Source organism: Kitasatospora sp. NBC_01300 (assembly GCF_041435235.1).
Taxonomy (GTDB): Bacteria; Actinomycetota; Actinomycetes; order Streptomycetales; family Streptomycetaceae; genus Kitasatospora.
The window spans coordinates 7,434,997-7,450,194 of record NZ_CP108408.1; the positions used below are offsets into that span (position 1 = coordinate 7,434,997).

Annotated in this window: 14 protein-coding genes; 5 read left to right on the plus strand and 9 right to left on the minus strand. The window is 74.4% G+C overall.

The genetic code is table 11. The features are described 5' to 3' along the window. Nucleotides 1-137 precede the first annotated feature (137 nt). Nucleotides 138-1,769, plus strand: coding sequence for a YDG/SRA domain-containing protein (locus OG556_RS32160; protein WP_371522349.1), 1,632 nt, complete (start codon nucleotides 138-140; stop codon nucleotides 1,767-1,769). Between the two features lie 95 nt (nucleotides 1,770-1,864). On the opposite strand, the gene OG556_RS32165 is transcribed toward OG556_RS32160, so the two are convergent. The 7 genes from OG556_RS32165 to OG556_RS32195 all read right to left on the minus strand — a co-directional run bounded on the left by OG556_RS32165 (nucleotide 1,865) and on the right by OG556_RS32195 (nucleotide 8,859). After that, nucleotides 1,865-2,245, minus strand: coding sequence for a VOC family protein (locus tag OG556_RS32165; RefSeq protein ID WP_063350712.1), 381 nt, complete (start codon nucleotides 2,243-2,245; stop codon nucleotides 1,865-1,867). Nucleotides 2,246-2,480: 235 nt separating this feature from the next. Continuing rightward, nucleotides 2,481-3,443: an STM4011 family radical SAM protein gene (locus OG556_RS32170; RefSeq protein ID WP_371522351.1), complete on the minus strand. Its 963-nt coding sequence runs from the start codon at nucleotides 3,441-3,443 to the stop codon at nucleotides 2,481-2,483. Continuing rightward, a complete protein-coding gene (locus OG556_RS32175; RefSeq protein ID WP_371522353.1) occupies nucleotides 3,440-4,771 on the minus strand; it encodes an STM4012 family radical SAM protein in 1,332 nt (443 codons plus the stop codon). Before OG556_RS32175 ends, OG556_RS32170 begins: the two co-directional genes overlap by 4 nt. Beyond that, nucleotides 4,768-5,667: an STM4013/SEN3800 family hydrolase gene (locus OG556_RS32180; RefSeq protein WP_371523002.1), complete on the minus strand. Its 900-nt coding sequence runs from the start codon at nucleotides 5,665-5,667 to the stop codon at nucleotides 4,768-4,770. Before OG556_RS32180 ends, OG556_RS32175 begins: the two co-directional genes overlap by 4 nt. A 47-nt stretch (nucleotides 5,668-5,714) precedes the next feature. Beyond that, nucleotides 5,715-6,866 carry an STM4014 family protein gene (locus OG556_RS32185; protein WP_371522355.1) on the minus strand — a complete coding sequence of 384 codons (1,152 nt, stop codon included), beginning with the start codon at nucleotides 6,864-6,866 and terminating at the stop codon, nucleotides 5,715-5,717. Between the two features lie 15 nt (nucleotides 6,867-6,881). Continuing rightward, nucleotides 6,882-7,823: an STM4015 family protein gene (locus OG556_RS32190; protein ID WP_371522357.1), complete on the minus strand. Its 942-nt coding sequence runs from the start codon at nucleotides 7,821-7,823 to the stop codon at nucleotides 6,882-6,884. A 79-nt stretch (nucleotides 7,824-7,902) separates the two neighbouring features. After that, nucleotides 7,903-8,859, minus strand: coding sequence for an STM4015 family protein (locus tag OG556_RS32195; RefSeq protein WP_371522359.1), 957 nt, complete (start codon nucleotides 8,857-8,859; stop codon nucleotides 7,903-7,905). 201 nt (nucleotides 8,860-9,060) lie between these two features. On the opposite strand from OG556_RS32195, the gene OG556_RS32200 reads away from it, so the two are divergent. Continuing rightward, a complete protein-coding gene (locus OG556_RS32200; protein WP_371523004.1) occupies nucleotides 9,061-9,387 on the plus strand; it encodes a hypothetical protein in 327 nt (108 codons plus the stop codon). A 199-nt stretch (nucleotides 9,388-9,586) separates the two neighbouring features. Beyond that, the gene (locus tag OG556_RS32205) at nucleotides 9,587-10,705 is read left to right on the plus strand and encodes a DUF6745 domain-containing protein (protein ID WP_371522361.1); all 1,119 of its coding nucleotides are present in this window, start codon (nucleotides 9,587-9,589) and stop codon (nucleotides 10,703-10,705) included. An 89-nt stretch (nucleotides 10,706-10,794) separates the two neighbouring features. Here the strand turns inward: OG556_RS32205 and OG556_RS32210 are convergent, their stop codons facing one another. After that, nucleotides 10,795-11,247 carry a hypothetical protein gene (locus OG556_RS32210; RefSeq protein WP_371522363.1) on the minus strand — a complete coding sequence of 151 codons (453 nt, stop codon included), beginning with the start codon at nucleotides 11,245-11,247 and terminating at the stop codon, nucleotides 10,795-10,797. A gap of 167 nt (nucleotides 11,248-11,414) precedes the next feature. Here OG556_RS32210 and OG556_RS32215 point away from each other — a divergent pair, with 167 nt between their 5' ends. Next, nucleotides 11,415-12,296, plus strand: coding sequence for a methyltransferase domain-containing protein (locus OG556_RS32215; RefSeq protein WP_371522366.1), 882 nt, complete (start codon nucleotides 11,415-11,417; stop codon nucleotides 12,294-12,296). A 97-nt stretch (nucleotides 12,297-12,393) separates the two neighbouring features. Here the strand turns inward: OG556_RS32215 and OG556_RS32220 are convergent, their stop codons facing one another. Then, nucleotides 12,394-13,995, minus strand: coding sequence for an ABC-F family ATP-binding cassette domain-containing protein (locus OG556_RS32220; protein ID WP_371522368.1), 1,602 nt, complete (start codon nucleotides 13,993-13,995; stop codon nucleotides 12,394-12,396). A 230-nt stretch (nucleotides 13,996-14,225) separates the two neighbouring features. On the opposite strand from OG556_RS32220, the gene OG556_RS32225 reads away from it, so the two are divergent. Continuing rightward, nucleotides 14,226-15,149 carry a RimK family alpha-L-glutamate ligase gene (locus OG556_RS32225; RefSeq protein ID WP_371522370.1) on the plus strand — a complete coding sequence of 308 codons (924 nt, stop codon included), beginning with the start codon at nucleotides 14,226-14,228 and terminating at the stop codon, nucleotides 15,147-15,149. The last annotated feature ends 49 nt before the right edge of the window (nucleotides 15,150-15,198 follow it).

The following is a 15,198-nucleotide window of genomic DNA, read 5'->3' on the forward strand; positions in this document are numbered from 1 at the left end:
GGCCGAAAAACCGCAGAAAACATCGCGGGACTTGAGAAAGTTGATGTTGGTCCAGGTCAGAGGCGCACTGGCGCCATTCATGTGACCCACATCATGCGAAACGGGAGAGGAACTGTGAGGAATATCACGGTGGGGATATGGCGCGCAGGCTCCCACTGAGTGGAACGGGCCCGCTGGTCTCCTTCGCCCGCGAGCTCCGCGAACTCAAGGAACGCTCCCGGGGCACGGTCGAGACGGTCGTCGCGCGAGGCGCCTCGCGGACGGCGGTCTACGCCGCCCTGAACGGATCCCGCCTGCCGAGCGCCAAGAACCTGGACGCCATGGTCGAGGCGTGGGGCAGCGGCAGCGAGCTCGAACGGCGGCAGTGGCACGACCTGCGACGCTCCGCCGAGGAAGACCTCGCGGAGGCGGCCCGCCGAGAGGGCGCGGCGACGGCCGGCCGCACACCCGAGGAGGAGGACTTCACCCGCGCGCTGCGCGGACTGTGGAGCAAGGTCGGCGACCCGTCGACCGAACGGGTGGCGCGCCACTGCGACCTGAGCGCGCGAACGCTCGACTCCTACCTGGACGGACGGACCGTTCCGACGGAGTCGCGGCTTCGCGAACTCTTCGACGGGCTGTCCGCGCTGCGCCCCGATGACAGCGCCTGGCTGGCGGCCACCCGGGACACCTTCATCGGGGAGGTGCTCTTCCGCGCCCAGACGGCGCGCCAGGAGGAGCGGGCGAGGGTCAGGGAACTGGCCACGGCCCTCCCGGAAGGGCAGGCGCCCGTCGAGTTCGGCCCGCTCCCCGACGGCATCGGGCCGGTGCCGGGCGTACGACTGGGCCAGGAGTTCGACAACCGCCGGACGCTTTCGCACGCCGGCGTGCACCGACCGCTCCAGGCCGGTATCTGCGGCCTGCGGGAACTCGGCGCCGAATCGATCGTGGTCTCCGGTGGGTACGAGGACGACGAGGATCTTGGTGATGTGATCCTCTACACCGGGGAGGGCGGGCGGAGCCCGCGGACGGGGCAGCCGGCCCGGAACCAGCAGCTGACGCGCGGCAACGCGGCCCTGGCGACGAGCGCGGCGACCGGGGCCCCGGTTCGCGTGGTCCGGGGAGTCACCACCGGGACCCGTTCCTTCTACCGCTACGACGGGCTCTTCCGGGTCGAGGACCTCTGGTCCGAGACCTCCTCCGGCGGTTTCCTCGTGTGGCGGTTCCGCCTGGTCGCCCTTCCCCCGGTCGAACAGGCTGCGGCAGTCGCCCGGGTATCGGATCGGGTGACGGCTCAGGTAGCGGTTCCGGTAGCGGCTACGGTGACCGATCGGGCGGCGGATCGGCTGGCGGATCGGGGGACGGCTCCGGCGGATGAGGACGGTCGGGAGGCGGGGCCGGTCCGGTCCGCGACGTCGGTCGTGCGCGTCGTCCGGAACACCGCGATCGCCACCCACGTGAAACGTGCGCACGACTACACCTGTCAGTTGTGCGGCGTCCGCATGGAGGTCCCGGGCGGCGCCTATGCCGAGGCCGCACACATCACGCCCCTGGGGAGTCCGCATTACGGATCGGACACCGTCGACAACGTTCTCTGCCTGTGTGCCAACCACCACGTGCTGTTCGACTTCGGCATGCTGGTCGTCAACGACGACCTCACGGTGGTGAGCCGCGGCGACAGTTCCGTGCTGGGCCGGCTGCGGGAGGCGCCGGATCACGTCGTCGACCGGAAGCGCCTCGCGGAGCACCGGCTGCGGCACGGGGTCCCCCGGCACGAGGGCATGCGCTGAGCCTCCCGTCCGGTCGTCTGGGCCGCTACCCCGTCTGCTCGTGGTGAACGGGCGGGGCAGCGGGTTGAGCCGAGGGTGGGGCCGGGGGGATCGTGCTACTGGCTGACGGACTGGGCCAGGCAGAGGATGTTGCCCTCGCTGTCCTTGAACCAGGCGGCGCGCAGGTTGTCGCGTTCGGCGATGCCGTTGACGGTCTTCAGCCCGGGGAAGTCGTACTCCTCGAACGTGATGCCGCGCTCACGCAGGGCGGACATCGCGCCGTCGAGGTCGGCGACCTTGAAGCTGGCGAGGGTGTGGGCGGCCTGTCCGCCGCTGGGTGTGTGGTAGATCGTGAACTGGGTGCCGCCGCAGTCGCAGACCAGTTCCTCGTCGGTCTCCTCGGCGAGCTTGAGGCCGAGGGTGTCGGTGTAGAAACTCCTCGCGCGGGCGAGGTCGGCGGCGGGGATGACGGCCTGCAGTGGTGCGTCTCCAAGCATGGTGCTTCGCCTCCTCCTGCTTCCAGGCTAGGGATGTTGGCGGGCGGGCGCCCACGGGGGCGGGGCGGGGGCGGCGATGGGCGGCGATGGGCGGCGGTGGGGCGCGCCGGGCTGGAGTCGGGGCGGAGCCGGGGCGTGTGCGGGCGGTCGCGGAGGGTCCTGCAAGGTCGTTCGTGGGCTTTCACGGGTGGCGGCCACGTCCGGCAATCGGGTTGTCGCGTCCCGCCGCCCGGCCTCAACCGCGCGGTGGCCAGTCGTGTGGCACCCGCTCCAGCACGCCGGCGCCGAACAGCTCGTACAGCGGCAGGGTCTCCAGGTGGACGTAGCCGATGTGGCAGTCGCAGACCGGCAACGGGCAGCCGCGCGCCCGCAGTTGGGTGCGGTAGGAGCCGTCGTACAGGTTGCCGAGGACGTCCCGGACGAAGTGGCAGCGGCGGACGGTGCCGTCGCCGTCCACGGAGAGCACGGACTCGCCGGTGCGGCAGGGGCGGTCGGCGCTGGGGTGGGCGTGCCGGCTGTAGCCGAAGTGCGGGTCGACGGCCGCCCAGTCTGCGGCCTCGGCGTCGGTGTAGGTGCGGCCCTCGGCGGCGTTGACCCAGAGGTAGACGCCTGCGTCGAGCTCGGCGCGCAGTCGGCGGGCCTCGGCCAGGTGCTCGGGCTGGCCGACCACGCCGACGCTGTAGCGCACGCCCATGGCGTCCAGCTCCCGGCACTTGGCGAGGAAACGCTCCCGGGTGACCTGGCCGGGGTGGTATGTCACCCAGAGCGCGAGGGTGTCGGAATCGGCCTCGGCGAGCCAGTCGGTCCGGCAGCTGAGGTTGGTCTGGATCGCCACCCGGCGTACGTGCGGGAGCCGACTCAGCTCGGCCAGCGCCCGTCGGTACCAGGACCGCACCAGGCCCTCGCCCCAGGGCGTGAACAGCAGGGCGAGGGTGTCACCACTGCCCGCCCGGCCGGCCGCCCAGCCGGTGAACCGCTCCAAGGCCGCGCGGTCGGCGCGCAGTTGATCGGGTGTGTCGCGGCGCTTGGCGAACGGGCAGTAGGGGCAGTCGTAGTCGCAGGAGGCGAGCGGGCCACGGTAGAGCAGGGTGAGGTCGCGCCCACCGTCGGCCGCGTCGGTCGGTGCGCTCTCGGTGCTCGGTGCGCGCGGTGTGCGCGGTGCGGGCGGGGTGGTGGACGGCAGGCCGAGGAAGGTCATTTCGCCTCGTACGCCGTCATCAGGGCCCGGACCTCGGGCGAGAACAGCATCGGCCCGGCCGCGTCCGAGTGCGCCAGGCCCTCCGGGCTGAGCACCAGGCGGTCCTGGTCGTCGGCGAGCCAGCCGCGCGCGGTGAACTCGGCCAGCTCCGCCGGGAAGTCGGCGGCCGGTGTGCTGCCGAAGCGGGCCCGGTAGTCGGCCAGCGGCATGCCCTCGGCCTGGAGCAGGGACTGCACCAGGTGCCGTCGGCGTGGTTCCTCGCCGCTCATCCGGTGCCCCACCTCGGCGTGGTGGAAGTCCTCGGTGGCGACGAAGTCGTCGATGATTCCGCGCACCTCGGTGGCGTTCACCGCGTAGTCGAAGGAGTAGTGCAGCCGCGAGGTGTAGGAGCGGGCGCCGCAGCCCAGGCCGACCATGCCGTCCGTCTGGCAGGCGTACTCGCTCGCCCCGGCCTGTGGGGAAGCGGCACGGCGGAACATCCGCATCGACACCTGTTCGTAGCCCTGGGCCAGCAGGTGGTCGCGGCCGGTGCGGTAGAGCGCGAGCCGGCGGGTGTCCCAGGCGGAGTGGCTCTCCTGCTCGCCGCGCCGGGCCAGGCCGGTGAGCGGGCGCACGTAGAGCGGGTAGAGGTACAGCTCCTCGGGCTGCCACGCGAGCGCGGTGTCCAGCGAGTGCAGCCAACTGGCCTCGGACTGGCCGTCGATGCCGTAGATGAGGTCGATGTTGAGCACCGGGAACCCGGCGGCACGGATCCGGCCGAGGGCGGCCTCCACCTCGGCCCGCTTCTGCGGGCGCACGGCGGAGCGGGCCTCGGCGTCGACGAAGGACTGTATGCCGAGGCTCAGCCGGGTGGTGCCCCGGGCGGCCAGGACCTCCAGCCGGTCGGCGGTCGCGGTGGCGGGGGAGGCCTCCACCGAGAGCGGTATCGCCCGCAGGTCGGCGCCCATCCGCCGCTCGGCGATGTCGCACAGCCGCTCCAGCTCGCGGGCCGTCAGATAGGTGGGTGTGCCGCCGCCGAAGGCGGCCAGCGCGAAGCGCGCGCCCTCGTCCAGCGCGGTGCGGACGGCCGCCGCCTGGCGCTCCAGGGCGTCCAGGTACGCGGTGGTCAGGCCCTCGGGGCTGCCGATCCTGGTGAACAGGTTGCAGAAGCCGCAGCGGACCTCGCAGAACGGGATGTGCAGGTAGAGCGAGAGCGCGTCCTGCGCCTCGCCGGCCCACAGCTCGCGCAGCCCCGGGCGCTCGGGCAGCGGGCGGTAGGCGGTCTTGTGCGGGTAGGCGTAGACGTAGGACTGGTAGGGCGATTCGGGGCGCGGGGGTGCGGTGGTCATGCGCGCTCCTCGGTGGTGGCGGCGGTGGCGTTGGTGGGGACGGCAGCGGTGGCAGGGCTGGCTGCGGCGGCATCGGGGGCGGCCGCGGGGACGGCCGCGGGGATGGTGAAGTGGGCGTACGGGACGGTCCAGACCACCTCGTGGCCGATCCGGTGCCCGGTGTAGCCGTCCTCGCCGTACGCCGTGCCGTGGTCGGAGCAGACGATCGCGAAGCAGGGGCGGCGGGAGCTCATCGCCGCGAAGAGCCGGCCGATGTGGGCGTCCACGTACTCCAGGGCGGCGGCGTGGCTGGCCCGGGAATCGCCGTGCTCACGGGTGGCGCCGGGCAGGTGGAACCAGTTGGGCTGGTGCAGCGCCGAGACGTTCAGGAACAGGAACAGCGGTTGCCCGGCGGGTTGTTCGGCGGCGACCCGCTCCGCCCGGGCGACCTGCTCCTCGAAGGACGTCGGGGACGGCACGCCCATCCCGGGATCCCAGTGGCTCTCCTGGAACAGGCCGGGCAGCACCGAGCCGAGCGGGCCCTGCTTGTTGAAGAAGCCCACGCCGCCGATGCAGACCGTCCGGTACCCGGCGGCGGCGAGGGCGGTCGGCAGATCCGGTGCGTCGAACACCCAGGTGCGCGGGGCGGTGCTCTCGGAGCCGGCGAAGCGGGCCGCGAACAGGCGCGGGTGGGGGCCGCCGGGGGAGGCCGGGGTGGGCAGGAAACCGGCCAGGATCGCCTGGTGGGAGGCGTAGGTGAAGCTGCCGGGCGCGTGCCGGCGCTCCCAGCGGCCGCCGGGGAGGAAGGAGGCGAGGTGCGGGATGCGGCCTGCGGCGGCCAGTTCCTCGGCGACGTCGAAGCGGAGCGTGTCGAGCGTGACGAGCAGCAGGTCGTGCGTGCCGACGACCGCGTTCATGTCGGTGGCCGGAGCGGGAGCCTGGGTGTGGGGGGAGGTCTGGTGGTTCATCGGGAGGGTTCCGTGATCTGGTGGTCCGTCGGGGTGGGGAGGGGCGTTCCGGTGGCGCGGCCGGTGGTGCGGCCGGTGGCCCCGGTGAGGGCGGCGAGCTGGGCGCCGTAGGTGTCGAGGCCCTCGGCGGGGCCGCCGGGCAGACCGGTGAGGTTGGGGAGCAGGTCGCCGAAGGCGTTGACCTCGCCGACCAGGGCGCGCCGCCAGCCCGCCGTGGGCAGGACGTCGACCCCGACCATCAACGAGCCGGGGAAGCAGGCCGCCGCGCGCTCGGCCGTCTCCAGCAGGGCCGGCCATGCGGGCCCGGCGGCTTCCCGGGCCAGGTCGAGGCTGCCCCGGGCGCCGCCGAGGTGCAGGTTGGTCATCGGTTGCGCGCTCGTGCGCACCACCGCGTGGGTGGCCCGGCCGGCGACCACCACCACGCGCAGGTCGGCCGAGCGGCCGGACTGCGCGGCCTTCGGGATCCACTGCTCGACGTGCAGCCCGTCCGGTGCCAGCCGGTCGATGATCTCGGCCACCTCCCGCTCGCCGCGGTACTGGCGGACCCGCAGCGAGTTGTGCAGCAGCCCGTCGGCCAGCTCGACCGAAGTGGTGGCCAGGATCTGCCCGCGCGGCCCGAACTGCAGGGCCGTCACCCCGGAGGCGGAGGAGCCGTGCGCGGGCTTGACGAAGACCCGGCGCAGGCCGGCCGTGGCCAGCCGCCCGCGCAACTGCTCCCAGCCGGTGACCTCGCCGCCCAGCGCCCGGGGTACCGGCACCCCGGCGGCGGCGAGGAGCGCGTGTGCCCGCCGTTTGTCGAACATCACGGCGATCTCCTCCGGATCGCCCAGCAGCCGTACGCCGGGGCGCCCGGCCAGCTCGCGCAGTGCGGCCGTCACCCCCGCGTACCAGGCGGCCGTGCCCTCGACCCGGGTCGGTGCGTAGGACGGGCCGAGCGCCGGGCCGCGCAGCAGTTCGTCGACCAGGGCCTCCTCGCCGGGCGACTCGATCCGCAGCAGGCCGTCCTCGGGCAGCCGGTAGTCGCCGCGCAGCACGTCCAGCCAGGGCAGGACGGCGGGCTCGGGCAGCCCGGCGGCCCGGGCGGCGGCGGCGAACAGCGTCACCCGCCGGTGCCCGGGATTGCCCAGGACGGTCAGCCGCGGTGTCATCGTGCCGTCACCCGCCTACTCGGCGACCGCGACGTAGCGGTCCCCGTCGTCCTCGTCCTCGTCGGGGTCCTCGGCCTCGGAGAGGTCGAGCGCGACCCCGGGCAGGGCCTCGGTGAGGCGCTGCTGCAGCTCCTCGCTGACGTAGTGGTGGTGCAGGTCGAGGGCGCGCAGGTGGGTGAGCGGCTGGCCCTCCAGCAGGGCGGCGGCACCGTCGTCGGAGAGCACGCCCATGGACAGGTCGAGCGACTCCAGCCGGGCCACCACGGGTGCGTGCGCGACGGCCGAGGCGATCTCGTCCTGGAACTCGCTGTTGGCCAGCCCGAGGTGGCGCAGGCTCGGGAGGCGGGTGCCGTCCAGGAAGGGCCCGAGGTCGTCGATCGTGGCGTCACCGCCGTACTCGTCCACGCCGAGCCAGAGCGTCAGGCGCTCCAGCGCCGGCAGCTCGGAAGCCGCCACCGCCCGCACCACCCGGGCCGGCAGGCCGCCGGCCTCGAAGCGCAGCGCGGCCAGCCGGTCGTGCCGCACCGGCTGGAGGCTCAGGCCCGTGCCGCCGCGGACGGTCAGCTCGGTCAGCCCGGGGAAGGCCGTCAGCAGCGGGGTGACGTCGCCCATCTCCATCCAGGAGATCTCGCACTCGTCGTAGGTCACGTCCCCGAGGAAGAGCGCCTCCAGGGCGGGCAGGCGTTCCGCCTCCGCGGCGACGGCGGCGACGGTGGCGGCCACGGAGACGTAGTCGCCGCGCCACCAGGGGCCGATCACCAGGGCGCGGACTCCGGCAGGGTCGACGGTGTCGAGGAAGGCCTGCCAGAGCTGCGCGAAGTCGATCTTCGCGTCGTAGTCCAGGGCGAGCCGCCAGGCGACCGGGCCGACGGCGGGCGGCGTGCGGGTGCCGTCGTCGGGGGTGAAGTCGCGGATCGGCAGGTCGTGGAAGCGGTCGGGGTGGCGGGAGACGGTCATGTCGGTTCCAGACGGATGGGCGTGGTGGGCTGGTCGGTGCGGCGGTGCGGCGGCGTCGGGCGTGCGCGGTCGGTGACGGCTACTCGGCCACGGCGACGTAGCGCCACCGGTCGTCGGGCTTTCCGGCCTCGGAGAGGTCGATCTCGACGCCCGGCAGGGCCTCGGTGAGACGCTGCTGCACCTCCCCGGTGAGGAAGTGGTGGTGCAGGTCGAGGGCGCGCAGGTGGGTGAGGGGCTGGCCCTCCAGCAGGGCGGTGGCGCCCTGGTCGGTCAGCACGCCCATGGCGAGGCTGAGCGACTCCAGCCGGGCCACCACCGGCGCGTGCGCCACGGCGGCCGCGATGGCGTCCTCGAACTCGCTGTTCTGCAGGCCCAGATGGCGCACCGCGGGGAAGCGCGTGCCGTCCAGGAAGGGGGCGAGGTCGCTCAGCGTGGCGTCGCCGCCGTAGTTGTCGACGCCGAGCCAGAGTTCGAGCCGTTCCAGGACGGGGAAGTCGCAGCCGGCCACCGCCCGCACCACCGCGGCCGGCAGGCCGCCGGCCTCGAATCGCAGTGCTCGCAGCGCCTCGTGGCGCACGGGTGTCAGCTCCAAGTTGCTGCCGCCGCGCACCACCAGCTCGGTCAGCTCGGGGTAGGCCGTCAGCAGCGGGGTGACGTCGCACATCTCCAACCAGGAGATCTCGCTCTCCTCGTACGTGACGTCGCCGACGAAGAGCCCTCGCAGCGCGGGCAGCCGGCCCGCCGCCTCGACGATCGCGGCCAGGGCGGCGTCGAGTTGCTCCGGCTCGTCGGAGAACCACGGGCCGATCACCACGGCCGTCACGCGCTCGGTGTCGACCGTGTCGAGGAACTGCCGCCAGCGCTCGGTGAAGGCCTCCTCGGAGTCGTAGTGCAGGCCGATCCGCCAGGCGGCCGACGCCGGCTCCGGCAGGGGCACGGCTGCCGCGTCGCCTGCGTCGGCGGCCTCGTCCAGGGCCTGGACGAAGTCGAAGACCGGGAGACCGTGGAACTGCTCGATGTGGTGGTTGACGGTCATGCGCTGCTCCTCAGGAGTCGGGGCCGAACACGTGTCTACCAGTCGGGTCCGACAATCCGGTGGCCGGGTGGCGGGCCGGGCGCGTTGTCGGACCCATGCCCTACGTTCTGGTCGTGGCTCCGGAACGTGACCGCGAACAGCGCGGCGGAGCCCGGGATTCCGGCAGCCGCCGGGGTCCGGCCGTACGGCGAGGGAGGACTGATGTACCGCCAGGGCGATGTGCTGATCGTGCCGGTCGAGGAGTGCGCCGTGCCGCCCCGGGTGGCCGCGCTGGCCGTCCAGCCCCGGGACGGCCGGGGCCGGATGGTGCTGGCCCTCGGGGAGGTCACCGGCCACGCGCACGCCGTGGTCGGTCCCGGGGAACTGCGCCGGGAGGCCGGTCCGTTCGGCGCGGGCTGGCTGCACCTGCCCGAAGGCGGCCGGGTGGTGCACGAGGAGCATGCGGCGATACCGCTGCCGAAGAGCTGGTACCGGGTGGTGCGCCAGCGCGAGTACACCCCGGGCGCAGTGCGGGTGGTCGCGGACTGACGCGGGGCCCGACGAGCGGGCCGACGGCTGACGGACCGGCAGCCGGGCGGGTGGCCCGGCGTCGGGCGACGGCAGGCGGCGCGTGCACGGGTGGGCGGGCGCGGCGTGCAACGCGGAACGTGCAGCGTGGAACGCGCAGTGCCGAACGGAACGGAAGCAGACGGCCGGGCGGGGAGTCCGGCCGGGAACGGAGCAGACGATGGAGACGACGATTCCCGACCGCCCGTCGGTCGCGGTGACGGCCGGGCCCGCCGAGGTGACGGCCCGCTGGCGGGCCGCTGCGGCGGCCACTGGTCCGGCCGACCGGTCGGCGGCCGAGCACGCGGTCCGGGCCGCCTACCGGGCGGCCGGGCTGCCCGAGCCCACGGCCGTCCGCTGGTTCGGCTCGCCGTTCGCCGCCGCCGAGGCGGCGTTGCAGCTGCGGGCCGCCGGCGCGGTGAGCGTACGCGAGGCCGTGCGCACCGGGCCCTGGGAGCAGGCCCGGCGGCGGGCCGTCGAGGAGGTCGGCGCGGCCGGGTGGGCGGCGCACTGGGCACTCACCGGCGGCGAGCTCGGCCCGGTCACCACCCCGCTCGCCGATCGCATCCGCACGGCGGTCCTCGACCGGCTCGCCCCCGAGGCCGACCGTGAGGAGGCCTCGGACGACGAGGCCGCCGCCGCCCGCGCCCGGCGCACCACCGTCCGGCTCGCCCTGCTCGACGCCGTGCGCGGCCAGCACGACGCCCCCTGGTTCGCCGCCTTCGAGGCCGCCTCCGCCGCGGCCGGGGGCAGCGCCGAGGCCGTCGCGCCGCTCGCCGGGGTGGCCCGCGAGGCCGGCTGGTGGTGGCCGTACCAAGGCGTCGCGCTGGTCAGCGAGCGCCCCGTCGCGCTGCACCGCGACGAGGCCGGGCGGCTCGACCGGGCGGACGGGCCCGCGCTGGAGTACGCCGACGGCTTCGCCCTGCACGCCTGGCGCGGCATGCCCGTGCCCGCCGAGTTCCTGGCCGGGCTGGCCGACGTCACCGTCGAGCGGATCCGCACCGAGGAGAACGCCGAACTGCGCCGCGTCCTGCTGGAGCACTACGGCTACGAGCGCTACCTGGCCGACTCCGGTGCCGAGCCCATCCACCGCGACGAGACCGGGGTGCTCTGGCGGATCACCCTGCCCGACGACGAACCGGTGGTCATGGTCGAGGTCGTCAACTCGACTGCCGAGCCCGACGGCACCTTCCGCACCTACTGGCTGCGCGTCCCGCCGAGCACCCGCACCGCCCGCGCCGGGGTCGCCTGGACCTTCGGCATACCCGAGTCCGAGTACCACCCGCAGCGCGAGACCTGACCTGACCGGCCCGGCGCCAGGCGCAGGCCGCTGAGCCGCGAATCCCGGCCGGCCGCTCTCGACGCCGCCTCGGCGGGCTGCGGGACAGGTCAGCGTGAGGCCGGTCCGACGTCGCGGACCCAGACGGGGAAGGGAGGCATGGCATCGGGCGCGGTCTGGTCCGACGGGTTGGTCCCGGCTGGCCGTCGGTCGCTCAGGAAGCCCTCGACGACCGGAGCGAGGTCGTCGGAGGCCAGGTAGCTGCCGCCGAACGGCAGTTCGTCGACGGCCACCGATCCGGTGGAGCAGCGGAGTTGGTCGGCCTGTTCGTCGTGCCACACATAGAAGGTCGCCACCCCGGCGAAGCCCAGCGCATGGATACGGAGCCGGATGGCCTGAGCGGTCCGTTCGAAGGCGGCGACCACCTCGGTCACGGACAGGGACCACCTGTCCTTGTCCTCCGCGCTCAGGTACCAGGTGTTGGTCCGCCACTCGACCCGCCGGTCGTTCGGCTCCAATACCAGCGGTTCGTCCGCTATTTCGGCGATCCATGTCAACAGCACCCCGGAATTGTCCCGGCCGGTGCGGATCGTGCAGTCGTCGGGTCGGCCGGGATCATGGGGCGCGGGCGATGAGCCGGCAGTAGATGGAGCGACGGATGTCGGTCTGTGGGACGGCCCGGAGGGTGAAACGGTTCGCCGGGCGGGCGGGCCACCGGGATGATGCCGGTATGCGCACCTTCGAAGAGCTGATCGCCGAGGCCGAGGCGGTGTCCGTGGACGGCTGGGACTTCTCCTGGCTCTCCGGCCGGGCCACCGAGGAACGGCCGTCCTGGGGCTACCAGCGGTTGCTGGCCGAGCGGCTGGGCCGGGCCTCGGCGGCCTTGGACATCCAGACGGGCGGCGGCGAGGTGCTGGCCGGCGCGGCCCGGCTCGCCGCTGCGAAGCTCGTCACAGGACAGCCCATCACAGGACAGCCCATCGCAGGACAGCCCGTCGCAGGACAGTCCGCCCCCGGCATGCCCGCCCACGGCGCGCCTGCCCCCGCGCAGCGCGGAGCGCTTCCGGCCACCATGGCGGCCACCGAGTCCTGGCCGCCGAACGTCGCGCGCGCCACCGGCCTGCTGCACCCGCTGGGCGTGGTGGTGGTCGCGGACCCGGACGAGCCGCCGCTGCCGTTCGGCGACGGGGCCTTCGACCTGGTCACCAGCCGTCATCCGGTGAAGGCCTGGTGGTCGGAGATCGCCCGGGTGCTGCGGCCCGGCGGCACCTACTGCGCCCAGCACGTGGGGCCGGCGTCCGGCTTCGAACTGGTCGAGTACTTCCTCGGCCCGCAGCCCGAGGCACGCCGGGCCCGCCGCCCGGAGGACGAGAGCGCCGCCGCGCGGGACGCCGGGCTGGAGGTGGAGGACCTGCGCTCCGAGCGGCTCCGGATGGAGTTCCTCGACATCGGCGCGGTGGTGTACTTCCTGCGCAAGGTGATCTGGATGGTCCCGGGCTTCACCGTGGCGGCCCACCGGGACCGGCTGCGCGAACTGGACGCCCTGATCCGGGCGGAGGGGCCGTTCGTCGCCCACTCCGCGCGCTTCCTGATCGAGGCGCGCAAGCCGTAGGGCGGTTCAGGCCCGGCTGCGCCCCGCCGGGGAGACCGGCGGGGCGCAGCCGGGCCGGCAGACGGCACCGTCACGCGACGGCGTCAGGCGGCGCCGCTCACGCCAGGGCGACCAGCTCCAGGTAGGAGTCGTGCCACAGGTCCTCGTCGCCGTCGGGGAGGAGCAGGACGCGGTCGGGCCGCAGGGCCTCGATGGCACCAGGGTCGTGGGTGACCATCACGATCGCGCCCGGGTAGGTGCCGACCGCCGCCAGCACCTCCGCCCGGGAGGCCGGGTCGAGGTTGTTGGTGGGCTCGTCGAGCAGCAGGACGTTGGCGCCGGAGTGGACCAGGCCGGCCAGCGCCAGCCGGGTCTTCTCACCGCCCGAGAGGACCCCGGCCGACTTGTCGGCGTCGTCGCCGCGGAACAGGAACGCGCCGAGGACGTGCCGCAGCTCGCCGTCGCTCAGGTGGGGCGCGGCCTGGGCGAGGTTGTCGCGGACGCTGCGCGCCGGGTCGAGGGTGTCGTGCTCCTGCGCGAAGTAGCCGAGCCGCAGGCCCGGGCCGGGCACCACCCGCCCGGTGTCGGGGCTCTCGTGGCCGGCCAGGATGCGCAGCAGGGTGGTCTTGCCGGCGCCGTTCAGGCCGAGCACGACCATCCGGCTGCCCCGGTCGACGGCCAGGTCGAGGCCGGTGAGCACCGGGCGGCCGGTGTAGGCCTTGGCGAGGCTGATCGCGCCGAGCGGCATCCGGCCGCAGGGGGCGGGTTCGGGCAGCCGGATCCGGGCCGTCCGTTCGGCCTGCCGGGCGGGTTCGAGGTCGGCGAGCATCCGGTCGGCGCGGCGGGCCATGCTGCGGGCGCTGGTGGCGGTGGCGACGTTGGCCCGCATCCGGTCGGCCTGGGCGTGCAGGGCGGCGGCCTTGCGTTCGGCGTTGGCCCGCTCCCGGGTGCGGCGGCGTTCGTCGGCGGCGCGCTGGTCGAGGTAGGCCCGCCAGCCGGTGTTGTGGACGTCGATCGCGGCGCGCTGCGGGTCGAGGTGGAAGACCCGGTTGACGGTGTCGGCGAGCAGGCCGAGGTCGTGGCTGATCAGGACCAGCCCGCCCTGGTGGGCCGCGAGGAAGCCGCGCAGCCAGGCGACGGAGTCGGCGTCGAGGTGGTTGGTGGGTTCGTCGAGCAGCAGGGTGCCGTGGTCGGCGAAGAGGATCCGGGCCAGCTCGACCCGGCGGCGCTGGCCGCCGGAGAGGGTGCCGACCGGGGTGTCCATGACCCGGGCGGGCAGTCCGAGGCCGGCCGCGACCCGGGCGGCCTCGGCCTCGGCCGCGTAGCCGCCCCGGGACTGGAACTCGGCCTCGGCGCGGGTGTAGGCGTCCATGGCCCGGCGCTGGTCGTGCGGTCCGTCGGCCTGCGCCATCGCCTCCTCGGCGGCGCGCAGCGCGCGGACGGCGGTGGCCAGGCCGCGGGCGGACAGGATGCGGTCGGTGACGGTGGCGGACGGGTCGGCGGCGCGGGAGTCCTGCGGGAGGTAGCCGACGGGGCCGGTGCGGGTGACCGTCCCGGCGGCGGGCGGCAGTTGTCCGGCGAGGGTGGCGAGCAGGGTGGTCTTGCCGGCGCCGTTGCGGCCGACCAGGCCGATCCGGTCGCCGGGGGCGATGTGGACGGTGATGTCGGACAGCAGGAGGCGGGCGCCGACGCGCAGGTCGACACCGCGGGTGGTGATCATGGGATAACGCTCCGAAACAGCGAACGGACACACGGGTGGTGTGGAGGCGGGTCCGTCGGCTAGGAAATTCGGGGCGTAGACATGCGGCCAGGGTAGCGGGGCGGGTGGAGCGTCCGCATCCGAATTACCGGGGGAGCGCACCGCGTCCGCGCGGGTTTCGGCCAGTGGGGCGGGTGTTGGCTCGTGGGGCCCCCTTGCCGGGGCGCGGACCCCGCGCTTCCATGACCCGCATGGGTCGACGTGAGCTCGTTCTCCTGACTGATCACAGTTCGACCGAAGGAAGCCGGGACGTCCTCGTCGCCGCCGCCCGGGCCCTCACCGGCCGGGCGCCCGTGCTGCTCGACGCCCGGCACTTCATGACCGGCGGGGGTGGCCGGATCCGCCCCGACGACGAGGGCGGGTTGCGCCTGGAGGCGGACGGCCGCAGCGTGGCGGCCGACGCCGTCGTGGTCTACGAGATCCCGCCGCACCGGCGGCGCGACTTCGCGCCCTTCCAGCGGCTGCTGGGCGCGCACGGTGCCCGCTCACTCGGCACCGATGTGCAGGCCTGGCGGGCGGCCACCGAGAAGGACCTCACGGTGGCCCGCTTCACCCGCGACGGCGTCGCGCACATGCCGACCGTCTCGCTGTCCCGGCCGAGCCCGCGGGCCGCCGCCGAGGCCTTCGACCGGCTCGGCGGCGACGTCTGGGCCCGGCCCTGCGTCGGGATGGGCGGCGACGACGTCTTCCACGTCACCACCCACGCCCAACTCGCCTCCGCCGCACGGCACTACGAGCACGACGGGGCGGACTGGCTGATCGCCCGGGACGCCCGCAACTTCACCCCGGACGGCCGCCGCCACCAGTACCGGGTGGTGGTGCTCGACGGCCGGGTGGTCCGGGTCGTCGAACACGTGCAGGCGGATCCGGACGCCCCCTGCAACGAGAGCCGCGGCGCCGTCTCCGCCCCGCTCGCCGCCGCCGAACTGCCCCGGGGGCTCGCGGACCTGGCGATCCGCGCGGTCGCCTGCCTCGGCCTGCCGCTGGCCGGTGTCGACCTCGCCGCCGAGAGCGGCGGCGTGGTCTTCGAGGTCAACGTCCACCCGGCGTTCGGCCGCGGCGCCCTGGAGCAGGTCGCCGTGCCGTACGTGGCCGCGCACCTGGAGCCCGTCTGACGGTTCCGGCGGGGCGCACGGCGGGCCGGGCGCGCCCCGGGCCGGCAGC